11 protein-coding genes and 2 pseudogenes are annotated in these 17,615 nt (G+C 73.2%); 3 read left to right on the top strand and 10 right to left on the bottom strand.

What is annotated here, in order from left to right; all coding sequences use genetic code 11:
- The first annotated feature begins 19 nt into the window (after positions 1-19).
- Both ABT345_RS27180 and ABT345_RS27175 read left to right on the top strand, forming a co-directional pair.
- Complete coding sequence (locus ABT345_RS27180; RefSeq protein WP_345087196.1) at positions 20-1,240, top strand: styrene monooxygenase/indole monooxygenase family protein; 1,221 nt, start codon at positions 20-22, stop codon at positions 1,238-1,240.
- A 67-nt stretch (positions 1,241-1,307) separates the two neighbouring features.
- Positions 1,308-3,029, top strand: coding sequence for a flavin reductase (locus ABT345_RS27175; protein WP_345087198.1), 1,722 nt, complete (start codon positions 1,308-1,310; stop codon positions 3,027-3,029).
- A 25-nt stretch (positions 3,030-3,054) separates the two neighbouring features.
- Here the strand turns inward: ABT345_RS27175 and ABT345_RS27170 are convergent, their stop codons facing one another.
- From ABT345_RS27170 to ABT345_RS27155, 4 genes and pseudogenes are all read right to left on the bottom strand, one after another.
- Positions 3,055-3,612: a GNAT family N-acetyltransferase gene (locus tag ABT345_RS27170; RefSeq protein ID WP_345087200.1), complete on the bottom strand. Its 558-nt coding sequence runs from the start codon at positions 3,610-3,612 to the stop codon at positions 3,055-3,057.
- A gap of 146 nt (positions 3,613-3,758) precedes the next feature.
- Positions 3,759-3,953: a hypothetical protein gene (locus ABT345_RS27165; protein ID WP_345087205.1), complete on the bottom strand. Its 195-nt coding sequence runs from the start codon at positions 3,951-3,953 to the stop codon at positions 3,759-3,761.
- Positions 3,954-4,604: 651 nt separating this feature from the next.
- Positions 4,605-4,991 (bottom strand): annotated as a pseudogene (locus ABT345_RS27160) (pyridoxal-dependent decarboxylase); the annotation flags it as partial.
- Between the two features lie 426 nt (positions 4,992-5,417).
- The gene (locus tag ABT345_RS27155) at positions 5,418-6,179 is read right to left on the bottom strand and encodes a chitinase (RefSeq protein WP_345087209.1); all 762 of its coding nucleotides are present in this window, start codon (positions 6,177-6,179) and stop codon (positions 5,418-5,420) included.
- A 459-nt stretch (positions 6,180-6,638) separates the two neighbouring features.
- Between ABT345_RS27155 and ABT345_RS27150 the strand changes: the two are divergent.
- Positions 6,639-9,008, top strand: a pseudogene (locus ABT345_RS27150) (AfsR/SARP family transcriptional regulator); the annotation flags it as partial.
- Positions 9,009-9,271: 263 nt separating this feature from the next.
- Here ABT345_RS27150 and ABT345_RS27145 read toward each other — a convergent pair.
- The 6 genes from ABT345_RS27145 to ABT345_RS27120 are packed head-to-tail and all read right to left on the bottom strand — an operon-like array spanning position 9,272 to position 17,602.
- Positions 9,272-10,006: a helix-turn-helix transcriptional regulator gene (locus ABT345_RS27145; protein WP_351323558.1), complete on the bottom strand. Its 735-nt coding sequence runs from the start codon at positions 10,004-10,006 to the stop codon at positions 9,272-9,274.
- Positions 10,007-10,030: 24 nt separating this feature from the next.
- Positions 10,031-10,798: a hypothetical protein gene (locus tag ABT345_RS27140; protein ID WP_345087213.1), complete on the bottom strand. Its 768-nt coding sequence runs from the start codon at positions 10,796-10,798 to the stop codon at positions 10,031-10,033.
- Positions 10,795-11,526: a hypothetical protein gene (locus tag ABT345_RS27135; RefSeq protein WP_345087215.1), complete on the bottom strand. Its 732-nt coding sequence runs from the start codon at positions 11,524-11,526 to the stop codon at positions 10,795-10,797. The genes ABT345_RS27140 and ABT345_RS27135 overlap by 4 nt, the downstream gene beginning before the upstream one ends.
- Before the next feature lie 11 nt (positions 11,527-11,537).
- Positions 11,538-12,893 (bottom strand): hypothetical protein, encoded by a 1,356-nt coding sequence (locus ABT345_RS27130; protein ID WP_345087217.1) that lies wholly within the window; start codon positions 12,891-12,893, stop codon positions 11,538-11,540.
- 30 nt (positions 12,894-12,923) lie between these two features.
- Positions 12,924-13,202, bottom strand: a complete 279-nt coding sequence (locus tag ABT345_RS27125; protein WP_345087219.1) for a hypothetical protein — start codon at positions 13,200-13,202, stop codon at positions 12,924-12,926.
- Positions 13,202-17,602, bottom strand: a complete 4,401-nt coding sequence (locus ABT345_RS27120) for an FtsK/SpoIIIE domain-containing protein (RefSeq protein WP_345087221.1) — start codon at positions 17,600-17,602, stop codon at positions 13,202-13,204. Before ABT345_RS27120 ends, ABT345_RS27125 begins: the two co-directional genes overlap by 1 nt.
- Between the last annotated feature and the right edge of the window lie 13 nt (positions 17,603-17,615).

Raw genomic sequence — 17,615 nt, 5'->3', positions numbered from 1 at the left:
ACCCCCGGAGGTCCCACCCATGCGCAAGATCACCATCGTCGGAGCCGGTCAGGCCGGGCTCCAGCTCGGTATCGGCCTGATCGACCAGGGCTACGACGTCACCGTCGTCTCCAACCGCACCGGTGAGCAGATCCGCGAGGGCCGGGTCATGTCCAGCCAGGCCATGTTCGGCACCGCGCTGGCCCACGAGCGCAACCTCGGCCTCGACTTCTGGGGCGACGCCTGCCCGGCGATCTCCGGGCTCGGCGTGAACATCGCCGACGGCCAGGGCGGCCGGGCGCTCGCCTTCGACGCCCGCCTGGACGCCACCGCCCGCTCCATCGACCAGCGCGTCAAGATGCCCCTCTGGATGGGCGAGTTCGCACGCCGCGGCGGCCGGCTGGACATCCGCGAGGCCGGTATCGCGGACCTGGAGCGCTACGCCGCCGAGTCCGACCTGGTGATCGTCGCGGCCGGCAAGGGCGCCATCGCCGGGCTGTTCGAGCGGGACGCGCAGCGCTCCCCGTTCGCCGCCCCGCAGCGCGCGCTGGCCCTGACGTACGTCACCGGCATGGTGCCGCTGCCGCACCGCACCGGCGTCAGCTTCAACGTCATCCCCGGCATCGGCGAGTACTTCACCATGCCCAGCCTCACCACCACCGGCCCCTGCGACATCATGTTCTTCGAGGGCATCCCGGGCGGCCCGCTCGACTGCTTCGGCGGCCTCGCCCCCGAGCAGCAGCTGGCGACGTTCCAGGAGCTGCTGCGGACGTACGTCCCGTGGGAGGCCGAGCGCTGCACCGACCTCGCGCTCACCGACGCCGGCGGCACCCTCGCGGGCCGCTTCGCGCCGACCGTCCGCAAGCCCGTCGCCACGCTGCCCTCCGGCGCGCAGGTGCTCGGCCTCGCCGACGTGGTCGTCCTCAACGACCCGGTCACCGGCCAGGGCTCCAACAACGCCTCGAAGTGCGCGGCCGCCTACCTCGCCGCCATCCTCGACCACGGCGACCGCCCGTACGACGCCGCGTTCATGGAGCTGGCCTTCGGCCGCTTCTGGGACAACGCGCAGTCCGCGACGGCGTGGACCAACGCGATGCTGGGCGCCCCGCCGCAGCACGTCCTGGAGCTGTTCGGCGCGGCGAGCGTCAACCCCCGTGTCGCCTCCCGTTTCGTCAACGGCTTCGACGACCCGCGCGACTTCTTCCACTGGTTCATGGACCCGGTCGCCGCGCAGAACTACCTGGCCGCGATCGCCTCCTGACCGCCCGCCGGGAGCACCACGCCAGCAGCACAGCACCAGCCAGGTAACGAGAGCAAGGCAGCAGGACATGAGAAGGATCGCGGTGATCGGCGCCGGGCAGGCGGGTGCCCAACTCGCCCTGGGACTCCAGGCGCACGGCTACGACGTCACCCTGGTCACCGACCGCAGCCCGGAGGAGATACGCCGGGGCCCGGTCATGTCCAGTCAGTGCATGTTCGACACCGCGCGGCAGAACGAGCGCGAACTCGGCCTGCACCACTGGGAGGGCCAGGCCCCGGACATCTCCGGCATCGCGTTCTCCCTGATCGGTCCGCACGGCACTCCCGACCTCACCTGGCGCGCCCCGCTGGAGGGCCCGGCGCACTCCGTCGACCAGCGGGTCAAGTGCGCGACGTGGATCGAGCAGTTCGCGGACGGCCAGGGCGAGATCGTGCTGCACGAGGCGGGCGCGGGCGATCTGGAGTGGTACGCCCGTACGCACGATCTCGTCGTGGTCTCCACGGGCAAGGGCGAGCTGAGCCGCCTCTTCCCGCGCAACTCCGAACTCTCCCCGTACGACCGGCCGCGCCGTGCGGTGGCGCTGACGTACGTCACGGGTGCGGAGCCGCGGGAGGGGGCGGCCGCCGTCCACTACCGGCTGGTCCCCGGGGTCGGCGAGTTCTTCTCGTTCCCGGCCCTCACCACGACGGGCCCCTGCGAGATCATGGTCTTCGAGGGCGTGCCCGGCGGGCCGATGGACTGCTGGGACGACGTCCACACCCCCGAGGCCCACCTCACCCGGTCCCTGGAGATCCTCCACCGGTTCTTCCCGGACGAGTTCGAGCGCCACCGGCACTCCCGCCTCACCGACAACGGCGGTGTGCTGCGCGGCCGCGTCACGCCGACCGTCCGGCAGCCCGTCGCCCGGCTGTCCTCCGGGCGGCACGTCCTCGGCATGGCCGACGCCGTGGTCCTCAACGACCCGATCACCGGCCAGGGCTCCAACAACGCGGCCCAGGCCGCGTCCCACTACCTCGACAGCATCCTGCGGCACGGCGCCGCGGAGTTCACGCCGCAGTGGATGCAGCGCACCTTCGACAACTTCTGGCGCGGCTGGGCCCAGTGGGCCGTCGGCTGGACCAACTCCCTGCTGACCGAGCTGGGCCCGCACCACCGCGAGATCCTGACGGCGGCGGCCGAGATCCCGTCGGTCGCGGGCGCCGTCGCCGCCGGCTTCGACGATCCGCGCACGCTCTACCGCTGGTGGTTCGAGGAGGCCGAGGCGCAGCGCTTCCTCGCCGAGAAGCGCGCCCAGCACGCCGCCCGCTTCGACGGCCGGGAGCTGCGCCGGGCGCTGGGGCAGTACGCGACCGGCGTGACCGTGGTGACGGCCCGGGCCCCCGACGGCCGCAACGTCGGCATGACGGCGAACTCCTTCACCTCCGTATCCCTGGACCCGCCGCTCGTCCTGTGGTGCCCGGGCAAGAACAGCCCGAGCCTGCCGGACTTCACCGACGCCTCCCACTTCGCCGTGCACGTCCTCGCGGCCGACCAGCACCATCTCTCCCGCCAGTTCGCCACCCCGTCCGACGACAAGTTCCGCGGCACGCCGACCACCCCCGGCATCGCCGGGACGCCCCTGCTGGAGGGCACGGTCGCCCGCTTCCAGTGCCGCACCGTCCAGCGCCTCGACGCCGGCGACCACATCATCTTCCTCGGCGAGGTCGAACAGTACGAGTCCGACGGCGGCACCCCGCTGGTCTTCCACTCGGGGTACTACCACGTGGCGACGAAGCATCCGGATCTGTGACGGGCGGCGCCGCCGCGCGGGCCGGTCACATCGGCAGCGAGAGCAGGCTGACCCGCCCGTGCGGCCACGACGCGTCCCCGCCGAGGGAGAGCCACATGGCCGGCAGCGGCATGGTGCGGGTGCCGCCCGGCTGCTCGGCCTCGACCTCGGCGGTCAGCCGGGTCCACCCCATCTTCGTGTAGACCGGCACACGGTCCTCCCGGCAGAACAGCAGGGCGAGGCCGAAGCCCTGCTCCGCCGCGTGGGCCGCGGCGGCGGATACGACGCGCCGGGCCAGGCCGTGCCCCCGCAGCCCGGGCGCGACGATCACGCCGCCCAGGCCCGCCACCTGCATCCGGGTGCCGTCGACGCGGACGGGGAGATCGACCCACCCGGCGTGCGCCACCATGCGCTCGCCCTGCACGACTCCGAAGTGGTGCTCCTTGGGGCGCCACGTCAGGCCCAGGTGGGCGACCTCGAACGGGTCGGGGTCGTCTCCCGAGATGCCGCGCAGGTCGGCGGGCGTGTACTGCTCAAGAGCGGTCGTCCGGAAGCCGGGTGAGGAGACCGGCCCGGGGGATGTCCCGGAGGGATCGTGGAGCATGGCTCATCCTTTCGGTGCGGTGCGGTGCGCGGTGCCGCCGCCTACGCCGGTGCCGCACCGTCGGCCCTTCGGGCCCGGCCCGGCGGGGCCGCGCCGGTGCGGAGCATGCGCGGTGGCCGTCGGCAGCAGGGCTGTTACCAGACCGATCATGCCCGCCGCGACGAGCTGCACCCGGTGGTCGAGAGCGGGGCCACCATGATGGTGCCCGCGAGGAGGGCGAGACCGGCCGGGGTGGAGATCAGGGTGTTCGCGGTGGCGGCTCCCCCTTTCGCCGCCGGGGCGGTCCGGCCCGGATGCCGCGGCCCGGCGCCCTTGTCGCGGACCCGCTGCGGCTGCCGCACAGTGGGAGGAGGGGCCGGGGCCGGATACGGCGAACGGTGCCCTCGGTGGCGCGGTGGTCGGAACGGCGAGCGGTGCCGCCGGCAGACAAATGGCCGGCGCGGCGAACGACGCCCCCGGCGGCACGATGGCGCGCGCCGCGACCGGCGCCTCCGTAGGCACAGCGGCCGCATGCCTTCCCGCGCGCCGTTCCCCTGCCCGTTCCCCTGCCCGTCCCGGTGTCCGTCCCGGTGCCGGCCGTTCTCGACAGGAGGAGAGATGCGCCTCACCTTGTCCGCCCCGCCCATCGGGGACCCCGCACAACCGGCGCCGTCCCCGTGGCCCACACCGCCCCGCGAGCCGCCGCTGCAACCCGATCCGGACGCGCCTCACCCACCGCCTCCGGGCCCGCAGGACCCGATGCATCCGGGCCCCGAACCACCGGAGCCGGACGAGGAACCCGAGCCGGAGCCCGGCCGGGCGAGGCGCCTACCGGTCAATCAGCCCGAGGAGGAATTCAAGGATTCCGTCCGGTCATTGCGCCCGGTGAATTCCGCTGCCGAACAGCGGTCCAGCACATCGCACAGATAATGCAGTTTCGCCTCGACGACGGAAAGTCGCCCGGTATTTCCTCACCCCACCGCCACGCGTGACCGCCGCATATGAGCGGGAGTTCACGCGGCGCCCCGCTCGTCCTCGCTCCGTCCCGCGTCGGCGGCCCCGCGCACCACGGCCCACGCCTGCTGGACATGGCGGTCCTCCGTGAAGGTGCCGCCGGCGGCGAAGCGGAGGAAGAAGGTGCCGTTCTTCTCGGAGTGGGTGAGGAAGGTGGTGCCCTCGGTGTTGACGGTGTCCAGGAGGGCGCGATTGGCGGCGTCGGAGGCGTTCAGGCGGAAGGTCACCAGGCCGAGGAGGGGCGGGGCGAGCAGGGTGAAGCAGGGGTCGGTGCCGAGCAGGTCGGCGAAGAGGCGGGCGTAGCGGACGCCGGTGCGGATGTGGGTGCGCAGGCCTTCGGCGCCGTACCAGCGGACCACCGACCAGAGTTTCAGGGCGCGGAAGCGGCGTCCGAGGGGGAAAAGCGGGCTGGACGGGCCGCTCCGGCGTTACCGGCCGGGACGCACCCGGCCCCCGCCCGGCGGGCGAAAACCAGGTGTCCGCATTCCGGGCCTCTCCCATGGTAGGCACGTCGCCGATTCCCGCACGCGCGGCGCCGGCAGCGCGCGGGAGCGCATCTTTTGTGCGTACGCAAACGAATCTGTGCAGACAGACGAAGGGGGGCCGCCGCCGAACGGCCTGCGGCAGACGCGCACGAGCGGGGCGGTGCGGGCGCCGGCCACGCCGGGGTGGCCGGTGACGCATGCGCCGACGGCGGTGGCGCGGGTGTCCTCGGCGATGCTGCCGCCGGGGAAGAACGGCGACGGCCCGCGCGCCCGGCCGGGGCCTGATGGCTCCGGCCGGGCGCGCGGGCCCGCTGCCGCGGTCGTGCCTCAGCAGCTCAGGTTTCCGCCGGGCTCGGCGCCGAGGATCTTGACGAAGTTCTGGTAGCTGTCGATCCGGCTCTGCACCTGGCCGGGGTTGCCGCCGTTGCACTCGATGGCCCCGTTGATGGAGCGGATCGTCTCACCGAAGCCCGCGCCGTTGACCATCGCGTCGTGCGGCGTCATGGTGCCCGGGCCCTTCTGGGTGTTCCAGTACCAGAGCGCGGTCTTCCAGGACACCGCCGGGTCCTTCTCCACCAGCGAGGGGTTGTTCAGCAGGTCGATGCCGAGCGCGTCCCCCGCCGCCTTGTAGTTGAAGTTCCAGCTCAGCTGGAGGGGCCCGCGCCCGTAGTACGCGGCCTGGCCGGCGGGGCAGCCGTAGGGCTGCGTCGCGTCGCAGTAGTGCGGGTAGTTGCCGGTGTTCTGCTCGACGACGTAGACGAGACCACCGGTCTCGTGGCCGACGTTCGCGAGGAAGGCGGCGGCCTCCTGACGCTTGACGGTGTCGCTTCCGGTGTTCGCGAACTGCGGGTAGGCGCTGAGCGCGTCGGTCAGCCCCTTGTACGTGTAGAACTGGTTCCGGTTCGGGAACATCTGGTTGAACTGCGCCTCGCTGACGACGAAGCCCTCGGCCTTGGTGGCGGCCTTCGTACAGGTGAGGGCGGTCGGGGCGCATCCGGGCGTGGCACCCGCGGGTGCGGCGGGCGCCAGCACGGCCACGCCGGCGGCGAGGGTGGCGGCGCTGATCAGGGCGGCGATACGTGACCTCATCGGGAACTCCTTAATGCGGCCACCCGCCGGGTGGGAGATCCGGGCCTCGTGGGCGCCGGGCCACCGGGCGGGAGGCGGCCGCTGTGGGGGAAGTGCCTTACCGAGCAGGCCTGTCGGGCGATGGCGCCCGATGGCCATGGAGCATCACGACGTACGGAAAGGACCGCGAAACCGGCTGCGGTCCAGACCAGATCAGGCTAGGGACGGCCGCCGAGCGCGTCCATACCGCACCAAAGGACGGCGAATTCCCTCCCCTGGCCGGATGTTTGAGTTGCCCTCAACCACCGCGCGCCCCATTCCCCGTCACACGGCGCGCGCCGTCCGAATGCGCCCGCATGCCCCCTGCCCCGCCTTGTCCGTCCGGGGAGTGCGCCCGGAGACTGGACGGGCTCGGGCGGTGCTCGTGGCGCGCCCGCCCGGCGGTGCGCAGGGCGGGGCACGCCCTCCCCTGGAGGTCCCATGCCGGTGTCGCGCCGCGACGGTCTGAAGGTCGAGGTCCTCGGGCCGCTGCGGGCCTACGCCGGGGGCCGGGAGCTGGCGCTCGGCCCGCCGAAGCAGCGGGCGACGTTCGCCATCCTCGCGCTGCGGGGCGGCCGGGCGGTCTCGCGGGACGAGTTGATCGACGGCATCTGGGGCGCCTCGCCCCCGGCCACCGCGGTCGGCAGCCTCCACACCTACCTGTCCGGACTGCGCCGGGCGCTGGCCGGATCCGGCGATCCGTCGCTCCCGCTCACCAGTTCCCGTCGCGGATACACGCTCCGCCTCGACCCCGCGCGGCTGGACCTCGCCGTGGTGGAGCGGCTGGCGGCGCAGGCCCGCGACAGCCGGGCGCGGCAGGACCCGGGCGCCGCGGTCGGCGCCTACGACCGGGCGCTCGCGCACTGGCACCCGGGCTCCGCGCTCAGCGGACTTCCGGGCCCGCTCGCCGCCGCGCACCGCACCTGGCTGTCCGAACTGCGGCTGAGCCTGCAGCTGGAGCGCGCCGAATCGCTGCTGAGCCTCGGCCGGCCCGAACCGGCGGCCGCGCAGTTGCAACGGCATGTTCCGGACAATCCGTACCACGAGCGGCTGAGCGCCCTGCTGATGACGGCGCTCAGCCGCAGCGGCCGCACCGCCGACGCCCTCGCCCACTACCACGGCCTGCGCAGGCGGCTCGCCGACGATCTGGGGATCGATCCGACGGCGGAGCTGCGGTCGCTGTACGGATCGCTGCTCGCCGGCCACCCGGACGGCGCGGTGCCCGTCGCCGCGGCCCCGGTCCGTCCGGCGCAACTGCCGCAGGGGGTGGGCAGGTTCGTGGGCCGGGCCGATGCGGTGCGGCAGGTGCTGGACGCGGCGCGCGCGCCGTCGTCCGGGGCGTCGCGGATCGCGATGATCGTCGGCGTCGGCGGCGTCGGCAAGACCGCGCTGGCGGTGCACTGCGGCCATCAGCTGGCCGACGCCTACCCGGACGGCCAGCTGTACGTGAACCTCCGCGGCTTCGACCCCAAACGCCCGGCCGGCGCACCGGCGGATGTGCTCCACACGCTGCTCACCTCGCTCGGCGCCACGGCGATTCCCCCGGCGGAGGAGGCCCGCATCGCCCTGTGGCGCAGCCTCGTGCGCGGCAAACGGCTGCTCCTGGTGCTCGACAACGCCGAGTCCGCCGATCAGCTGGACGGTCTGCTGCCCGGCGGCGGGCCGTCCTTCACCCTCGTCACCAGCCGCAACCGGCTCGGCGGGCTCGCCGTCCGCTACTCCGCCCGCCGGGTGACGCTGTCCCCGTTCAGCGCCGGGGAGTCCCTGGAGCTGCTCTCCGGCGCGATCGGCGGCGCGCGGGTCGCGGCGGAGGCGGCGACGGCCCGCCGTCTCGCGGAGCTGTGCGGCCATCTGCCGCTGGCGCTGCGCATCGTGGCCGACCAGGTGTCCGCGGGCCCGCCGCCGCGGATCGCCGATCTGGTGGCGGATCTGGAGGACGTCCGCAGCCGGCTCGACACTCTCACGGTCCCCGGCGACGAGCTGGCGTCCGTCCGCGGGGCGCTCTCCTGCTCCTACGCCAAGCTGCACACCGAGGACGCCCACGCCTTCCGGCTCCTGGGGCTCCTCCCGGGCGGGAGCATCCGGCCGGAGACGGCCGCCGCGCTGCTGGACGTCCCCGCTCCGGCAGCCGCGGAGACGCTGCGGAGCCTGGCCGCGCAGAATCTGCTGGAGGCCGCCGGCGACCGCTACGTGATCCACGATCTCACCCGCATCTACGCGGAGGAGGCGTGCCGGGGCGGTGAGACGGCCGCCTCCCGGCGCCGGTCGCTGGAGCGGGCGCTGCGCTGGCACATACGGACGCTGGCGCGGTTCCACACCGCCGGTGAGCCGCCGCTGCCGTTCACCGTCGAGGACGGGGCCGCGGGCGGGGAGCCGCGCTTCGCGGACCGGCAGGCGCTGGTGGCCTGGTGCGCGCGGGACGGGGAGAACCTCGGCCCGCTCGTGCGGACCGCGCAGCGGATCGGCTGCCACGACGCGGCCTGGCAGCTGGCCTATCTCCTCTTCGACTACTTCTGTGTGGCCGGACAGGCGCGGGACTGGGCGCAGACCCTGCAGATCGGGCTGCGCAGCACCGAACTGCTCGGGGACCGGCGGGCCGAGGCGGCGCTCCGCAACCACCTGGGCGTGGCCCACTCCCGGATGGGGCGGGGCGCCGCCGCCGTGGAGCAGTGGGAGCAGGGGCTTTCGCTGGCCGAGGAGACCGGCGACGACGTGGTGCGCACCGGCCTGCTCGGCAATCTGGCCGCCGCGCTGCGGGAGGCCGCGGACGTCCCGGCGGCCCTACGCCACGCGGAGCAGGCGCTGACGCTGACCCGCCGCACCGGCTCGCTCCACCACCGGGCCGGCTGTCTGGACCTGCTGTGCCGGCTCCACCTCGACCGCGGCGATTTCCGCAGCGCCCGGCGGTACGGCGTCCCCGGTCTGGCGGCGGCCCGGCGCTGCCGCGACGCACTGCTGGAGGCGAACGTACTGATCCATCTGGGGCTGGCCGAGCACGGGCTCGGCGACGCGGAGGCGGCGGAGCGGTGTTTCCGGGAGGCGCTGTCGCTGCGTGCGGCCCACGGCGACCGCGCTCACGAGGCGTTGGCGCTGTTCGGTCCGGCCGAGCTCCAGCGGGCGGCGGGTTCCGGGCGGCCGGGCGGGGCGGGCCGGGCGAGGGAGAGTCCGGCGGAGCGGGGGGCGCGGGAGGGGCTGGCGGCCTCCGGTCCGGCGGCGGACGGCGACGGCGGGTGCGCGGTGCCGCCGGATCGCGGTGCGGTGCGTCCGTGGCGCTGATCGCGGTGCCAGAGCAGCACCGCCTCGATCCGGCTGCCGGCGCCCAACCGCCGGAAGATGCGGTTGAGATGGTTCTTCACGGTCTTCTCGCTGAGGTGCAGCCGCTCGGCGATCTCGGCGTTGCGCGCCCCGCGCGAGACCAGGGCCATCACCTCGTGCTGCCGCCGGGAGAGCCGGGATGCGGGAGCGGCCGTCTCCGGCGGCGGGGCACCGGCCCCCGCCGGACCGGCCGCCGGGCCCGGCTCGTCTTGTCCCACCACGCTCAGCCGGTATTCCGCGCACAGCCGGCGGGCCGTGGGCGGGGCGTCCCGGTGACCGCCCCGCGCCCGGTCCGGCGCGCCGCCGGGCCCGGTCCGGCCGCCGGTCACCGGTCGCACGGCGACCTCGACGTACGGCATCCGGGCGATCTCGACGGTGAGGTTCTTCTCGGCGAACACCTGCCTGATCCGGGCCAGGATGTCCGGGCTGACGATGGCAATGCGGACCCGGTGGGCGCCCTGCGGCACAAAGGGTGAGCTGGCATCGGTTGTCATGCCGTCAGCCTGCGGGGGGCGGCTTCAGGTTCTCTTCACGTCTGCTTCATGCGGGGCGCCGGGTGCCTCTGCCCGGGGAGCCGCGGGCCCCTCGCCCGGCGAGGTGTCCGGCCCCGCGGCCGCCGCCTCGGCCGCCTCGACCCGGGCGAGGAACGCATCCGCCTCCGCGAGGACCTCCTCCTCGGTCGGGACGTCGATCCGGTCCTCCCAGCGCAGCGACGACACGATCACGTCGAAGACCAGCATCACCGCCCGGACCGGCTCGGCATCGACGTCACCGTCGGTCAGCACGGTGTAGGTCAGCAGCCCCCACACGCCGGGGGCTTCCGGGTGGGACACGTAGTACGAAACCCGCCAGGCCGGCTGTTTGCGCCCGAGACGGCCGGTGTCGATGACCGTGGCCAGGCGGACCGCCGGTACCCCGTCGATCTCCAGATAGGTCCCGGAGTCCCCCGCGTCGGCGAGGAGGGACGCCAGCATGGCTTCCGCGTCCTCGTCCTCGTTCCCGCTCTCGATGACGGTGACCACCAAGGAGCCCGGCATCTTCATGCCGTTGAACTCCTCCAGCGGCAGCAGTACCGAGCGGGCGCCCTGCCGTGACGCGTCATCGGTCGCCGCGACCAGTTCCTTGCGGAGCATGCGGCGGTAGGGGCCCGCCTTGTCGCGGGGCAGCGAGTCGGGCAGATGGTGCCGGATCAGCTCGTCGATGACCCGGGCGCGCACCCTGGCCGTCTCCGCCGTGGTGGGGATCTGCACCCAGCCGTCGGGCACGAGCAGTTCGAAGTCGATCACGGCTGCACCCCCGGTACGAAGCCGAGCGGCGCCCGGCCCCCGCCGGGCGGTGGCATGCTCGCCGCGGCGATCTCCTGCATCAGCTGTTCCATCCCGGCGCCGATCACGGCCAGCAGTCCCATGTCGGCCACCGACGTCGTCAGCAGAACGTCCACGCCGCTCTCGGACGCGCCGCCGTCCTGCGGGATTTCGAGGCGGAGCGCCGCGCCGACGCGCCCGTAGCTCGCGCCTTCGGGTGTCCGGCCCAGGGCGAGGAACCGGAACCCGTCACCGGCCAGGGTGGTGACGTACTCGACCACGGGTGTCCGGGCGTCGCTCTCGATACCGCCGGCGCCCATGGTCTCCAGGAGGTAGTTCGGGTCGTCGGCTCCGGGCCGGCGGAATTCCACGACGACCGGGACGGGCGCCCAGTGCGGCTTGTCGTTCACGAATGCCGCGCCCCAGGCGAGCCGCGACCACGCGGGCAGTTGGCCGGCCCGCTCGCGCAGCCAGGCGGCGACGGTGCGCCCCATGGCGTCCGCGGTGAGCGGGAAGTCCTCCTCGAGCTCCCCGGTCTCCTTGGGCCAGAGCTTCCGGGCGGCGGCCAGCCCCTCGGCCGTCCACGCCGTGTAGAGCTCCACCAGGTGGGCGGCCCAGGGGTCGTCGTCCGTGCCGCCGGGCGGGGCCGGGGGCACCCACTCCCAGTGCCAGGCACAGGTCGGCATCGAGAATTTCTGCTGACTCGGCATTTTTCCATTCCTCAGGACGGCGCACCGGACGGGTTGACATCGGGGAACAGCTTCCGGAGGCGGAGGATGCTGTAGATGAGCGAGAAGAAATTGAAGCTGGCTCCCGCGAAGCCCGCGAGGAACACCCAGCGCGGTACCGGAAATCCAGCCGACCGGAAGACGGCCGCGAACCCGCGGGCTTCCTGAATTCCCAAGAGGGAGGCGAGGAAATTCTTGAAGAACGCTCCCGGGGCGTTCCCCAGTGACTTCCACAGGTCCCAGGCGCTTTTGAGCTGCTTCCAGAAGGAGGCCATGAAACCCAGGTCGGGGGTGACGATGTCGAGTCCGCGCAGCAGCCAGTTGAAAGCCGGGTTGTTGAACCATTCCGACATGTTCACCCATCTGAGCGCTTCCGCCATCCGCCCGGCCGCGGCGGGCCCGGTCGGAATCCCGAACATTTCGGTCGCGTCTCCCGAGATTCCCCACGCATTGCGCGGCGGTTGGAGCTGGCCGGCGAGGCTCCGCGCAGCGGCGGCCTCGATCTTTCCCCACACCGTGACGATGGCGCTGAGTCCCGCGGCCCCCAGTCCGACGGCCCCCAGGATGACGTCGAGGAGGCTTCCCTTGCCCTCGCTGTAGAGCACGGCGCTGATCGCGAAGGAGATCCCGGCTGTCACGAATGCCGCCAGCGCGATGACATTCACCCCTGGGATGAGCAGGGCCAGGATCGCGAAGGCCGCGGCGACCCAGCCGAAGAGGTCGCTGCCGATCCGCGCCAGCCAGTCGACGAACCGGTCCCACCCCGAGTCGGTCAGACCGTCGTCGTACCGGTCGCAGTTGACCGCGTCGCCGAAGCGCGTGCCGGCGTCGTTGAGGGCGTCGAGTGCGTTTTGGAGGTCCTTCTTCGCCTCGGCCAGCTTGTCGTCGGCCCCCTTGACGGCCTTGTTCTTCTCGTCGCCCTTTTCCTGCTCCTCGTCGGAGATCTCGCCGTGCGAGTCCTTCTGCGGATCCGGCATGGCCTTTGCCGTATTCTGTTTGGCCCGGGCGTCCTCGGCCTTGTGCAGGGCTTTCTTGGTGTCGTCCAGCCCCTTCACCAGATGCGGTTCGTAGATTCCGGACTCCCGCACGACATCGCTGTAGCGTGCCCCGGCCTTCTTCAGATCCGCTTTGATCGACTCCGCGTCGGACTTGAGGCCCTCCACGTATTGGCCCGCGAGGCTGTCGCTGTTGCTGCTGATGATCTTTTCGAGCTTGGCGAGGGCGTCGTCGATGGTGTCGGCGATGCTCTTGTACTGTTTCTGCGCCTCATGCACCGCATCGAGGTCGGCGCGGACCGGATCTGCGTCGAGATCCAGCGGTGACCAGTCGTAACTCCTGATGCCGGACATCGGCCTCCCCAGCCCTTTCCGACCTGCGTGTCAGCTGGTCTTGAGCGATTTCTTCATCTTCTCGTCGGCCTTCGTCCATTCCTCGTCGATCTTGGCCACCTTCTCGCTGAAGGAACTCATCTTGTCGGCCATGTCCGAGCGGTGAACCTTCCAGTTGTAGGCGAAGTCCTTCATCGACTCGTTGGCGTTGTGCTGGCCCCAGAGGTCCCTGGAGTGGTCCTGGAAGTCGGTCGCCGCCTTGAAGTCCTCCACCAACTTGTTGAGGCCGTCGGCCAGTTCTTTGAGGTCCTTCACCACGAGGTCTGCCATCACTGCCCCCTGCGGTCGTCCGTGGCGGGCTCGGCCCGGGCCGCCCGCGGAATCTGTGTGGTCATCAGGGCGCCGCTGCCCAGGTGCAGCAGCCCGGCGCCCGGTACGACCTTCGCCGCCACCTGGGAGCGGGAGAGCCGCACGCCCACCAGGTCGCCGTCGCCCAGGTTGGGCGGCGACAGCAGAACGCCGCGGCGGTTCTTCTTGATCTCCGACTGCCAGCCGGCGAAGCCGACGCCCACCGTGGCGACGTCGCCGCCGATGATCACGCCGCGGTTGCTGCCGGACGCCTTGCGGACGAAGGTCTTCAACCAGTCCCGGCAGATCAGGTCGCGCCACACCTCGGCGTCGTCGACCACCAGCACCACCGGACCGTCGCCCGGGTCGAGCAGTCCGGCGAACTGCTGCTCGGTGGGCTGCTCGTCGGTGAGGACGCCGCGGACACCGGCCCGTCCGGCGAAGGCGCGCAGCGGCGAGTTCATCGGCGCCCCGATGACCACCTCGGTGCCGCCGCGCAGCAGCGACTCGGTCATCACGCTCAGCGCGGTGCTGCGGCCGGAGCGGGACGGCCCGGCGACCAGGAAGGTCGGCTGGTCGCCGTGGAGGTCGGCGCCGACCGGTTCGACGTCGTCACCGGCCACGCCCACCAGCGCCCACATCCGCCCCGGCGTGCCGACCTGCTCCCACGCCTGGTCGAAGGTCAGCTCCGTCGGCAGCACCGCGATCCGGTTCGGCCGGGCCGCCCTGGGGACCGCGGCCTCCCGTTCGGTGAGCCGGGCCGCCAGCGCGTGCACCGCGGCGACCTGCGCCGGGCCCGCCGGGTCGGCCGCCACCAGCGCGACCTGCGTCTCGATCGCGTTGAGGGCGCGGTAGCCGCGGCCCGGCGGCAGATTCTCCGGGATCTTGCGCGGGTTGAGCCCGGCCAGGCTGGCGTCCGAGCGGTCCGAGAGCCGCAGCACGAGCTTGTCCTCGCACAGCGACGACATCCGGCCGCTCAGCAGCATCCGGTCCCCGGCGATGACGAGGTGGACGCCCGCGCTGCCGCCCTCGCGGTGCAGCGTCTGGATCAGTTCGGTGAGCGCCCCGCCGTCGTACTCGCCGAGGGTGCCCATGAACCCCTCCCAGCGGTCCAGCAGCAGCACGAGGTGGGGCAGCCGCTCCTCGGCGGGCCGGGCCGCCCGCTGCTCGGCGACGTCCGCGAACCCGGATTCGCCGAGCACCCGCTGGCGGCGCTGCACCTCGTCGTGGAGCCGGGTGAGGAGCCGGACGGCGCGGTCGGTCTCGCTGCGCTGCACCACCGCGCCGCAGTGCGGCAGCCGGCTCAGGGAGAGCAGTGCGCCGTTGCCGCAGTCGAGCCCGTACAGATGCAGATCGGCCACGCTCGACGCGGCGGCCGCGGCGGCGGCGAAGGTGCGCAGCGCCGCCGAGCGGCCCGAGCGGGGCGCGCCGATGATGTGCAGATGGCCGAAGGTGGCCATGTCGACCGTCACCGGTTCCTGCCGCTGCTGCGTCGGCAGGTCCTGGAGCGCCCAGGAGAACGCGGGGTCCTGGCCGGAGCCGGTGACGGGATCCGTCGCCAGCTCGACGACCGGGGAGAGCGGCAGCGGCGGCAGCCAGGGGCGGCGCTGCGGCTCGATGCCCAGCAGCTCCCCCGCCCGCCGCACCGAGGTGACCAGCACCGACAGATCGGTGGCCTCGTCCCTCTCCCCGGCGACGCGCGGGCGTTGCGGTGCGGGCAGTCCCAGATCCAGCCAGGAGACGGGCCGCAGGAACGGCGCGGCCACCTCGTGCGTGCGGTGGGCGGACGGGCGGCGGCCGCCGACCCGGCCGGTCTGGAAGGGGATCAGCGAGCTGTGCCCGAGGCGGGCGTAGGCGCGCCCGGGGGTGGCGGCGGAGATGTTGGCGGCCTCGCGGTCGTCGATGACGTCGGTGCTCTCGCCGGCGTCGGTCACCCGCAGCGCGATCCGCAGGTTGGTGTTGGCGCGGATCTCCGCGGAGACCACGCCGGAGGGCCGCTGGGTGGCGAGGATCAGGTGGATGCCGAGCGAGCGGCCCCGCTGGGCGACGTTCACCAGGCCGGTCACGAAGTCCGGCAGCTCGCGGGCCATGGAGGCGAACTCGTCGATGACGATGAGCAGCCGCGGGATCGGTGCGAGGCCGGGTCGCCGGGTCGCGTAGTCGAGGTAGTCCTCCAGGTCCTTGGCGCCCGCGGCGGCGAGGAGGCGTTCGCGGTGGGTCAGTTCGGCGCCGAGCGAGGTCAGGGCGCGTTCGACGAGGTGGGGGTCGAGGTCGGTCACCAGGCCGACGGTGTGCGGCAGCTGGACGCACTCCTTGAAGGCGGCGCCGCCCTTGTAGTCGATGAGGACGAAGGTCATGGCGTCGGGGCGGTTGGCCACCGCCAGCGAGGCGACCAGTGTCTGGAGGAATTCCGACTTGCCGGAGCCGGTGGTGCCCGCCACCAGGCCGTGCGGGCCGTGGCTCACCAGGTCGAGGCTGAACGGGCCGTCGAGCGAGGAGCCGACGACCGCCTTGGTACTGCGGCCCCCCGAGCGCCAGCGTTCGGCGACGGCGGCGGGCTCGGGGTCCTCCAGGTCGATCGTCTCCAGCAGCCGTGCGGTGGCGGGCAGCGCGGCCTCGCCCTGGTTGGTGCTGACGTCCCGCAGCGGGGCGAGCCGTCGCCCGGTGGCCTCGTACCAGCCGTCGGTGACCTCGTCGGCGAGGATGCCGTCGATCTGGTCGGCGCGCTGCTGCCGCAGGCTCGCGGGGCGGTCCGCGCCGCCGACGACGACGGTGGCGCACTCCTCGGGGAGGGTCCGCTCGTCGGTGTCCACGCAGATGCTGTAGACGCCGACGGCCGGGCCCTCGCGCAGGATCGTCACCACGCCGGGCAGCGCCCGCAGCCGCCGGGCGCCGTCCATCACCACGACGACGTCCGGGTCGGTCAGCACCGCCTGCGCTCCGGCCTGGAGGCGCGCCTGTTTGCGGACGTTGATCAGCTCGATCAGTTCGGCGACCCGGTGGCTGAGGGTCTGGGCGTCCGCGCCGACCAGCGCCAGGGCCTGCTGTCCCAGCTGCGGCCGGGTGTGCGGCAGCCAGGCCGCCCACTCCCAGAGGCGTTCGCCCTCCGGGTCGGTCAGGATGTACAGCTGCACATCGCGCGGGCTCTGCAGGACCGCCAGCTGTCCGACCAGCCAGCGGGCCGTCCGCCGGGGCCACTCCTGGTGTCCGGCGACGCCGACGACGCCCGCGTGGGCGAGGGAGAAGGTGGCCGGGACGTCCGGTGCGGCCCGCAGATCGCGCCGCCGGCGGCCGCCCTCGCCCTCCTCCTCCACCACGATCTCGGTGGGGAGGTCGGCGATGCCGACCCGGACCAGGAGGTGGTCGGGGTCGACGCGGCGGCGTTCCCAGAGCCGGGCGCGCGGGCCGGTCGCGATGTCCAGCAGTTCGCCGGGGTCGGGGCTGGCGGCGCGGCGGTCGAGGCGTTCCTCGTCGAGTGCGGCGGCGATCTCCCGTTCGATGGCGGCCCGTTGGCCGTGGTACTCGGCGAGCTTGCGGCGGTGGCCGACCTTGCCCTGGCGCCGCCCGGAGACCCAGTTGCCGATCATCATCACCGGCGACATCCCGGCCATGATCAGGAACATCGGGTTGTCCGACACCACCGCGATGACGCCGCCGAAGACCGCGGGCAGGGCGGCGGCCAGCCACGGCAGCGCGTTCGGCGTCGGGGCCGTGGGCTCGGCGGGCAGGCGGAACTCGGTGCGTTTGGTGGGCGGGAGCAGCCGCGGCGGGCGGTTGTAGTCGAGGTACTCGCCGTCCGGGGAGGGGTCGATGATGGCGTCCGGCCGCTGGACCGGCTGCGCCTCCAGGAGGGTGTCGCCGCAGCGGAGCTGGGAGCGCGGCTGCCAGGGGACCTCGTATCCGGGCAGCGGGGCGCGGTCCAGCAGGGGGCCTTCGGCGGACGCGCTGAGGTGGACGGTCGCGTCCAGGAACACCCGGATCACGGCGGCTTCGGGCGGCCGGCCGTGTCCCAGCCGCACCCGGCAGTTGCGGTGGGAGCCGATCAGGTGCTCGCCGGCCTCCAGGTGCCAGACCTGGCCCGCGCCGTCGCCCGCCACCGCCCGGACGGTGACCAGTCCGGCGCGCCGTCGTGTGCCCTTGCCGGGCCGGTCGAGCCAGAGGACGCTGCCGTCGTGGATGCCGCTGCCCGCGAGGGGCCGGCCGAGGTCGAGCCGCTCGGCGCCGAGGTAGACCTCGGGCAGATCCGCGACCCCCGGCGGCAACACCCCGACGCCGGCGAGCAGTTCACGGACGACGTCCCGCAGCGCGGTGCCGGGGTCGGCGTCCAGGACCACGTCCGCCGATACGTCCGGGTGCCGGGCGATGGTGATCATCATCGGCATGGCTGTCCCCCTC

The sequence above is a fragment of the Streptomyces sp. NPDC000404 genome (assembly GCF_040300365.1).
In the GTDB taxonomy this organism is placed as follows: Bacteria; Actinomycetota; Actinomycetes; order Streptomycetales; family Streptomycetaceae; genus Streptomyces; species Streptomyces ramulosus.
The sequence above is the reverse complement of the archived record's forward strand: the minus strand, read 5'-3'. Positions and strand labels throughout refer to the sequence as shown.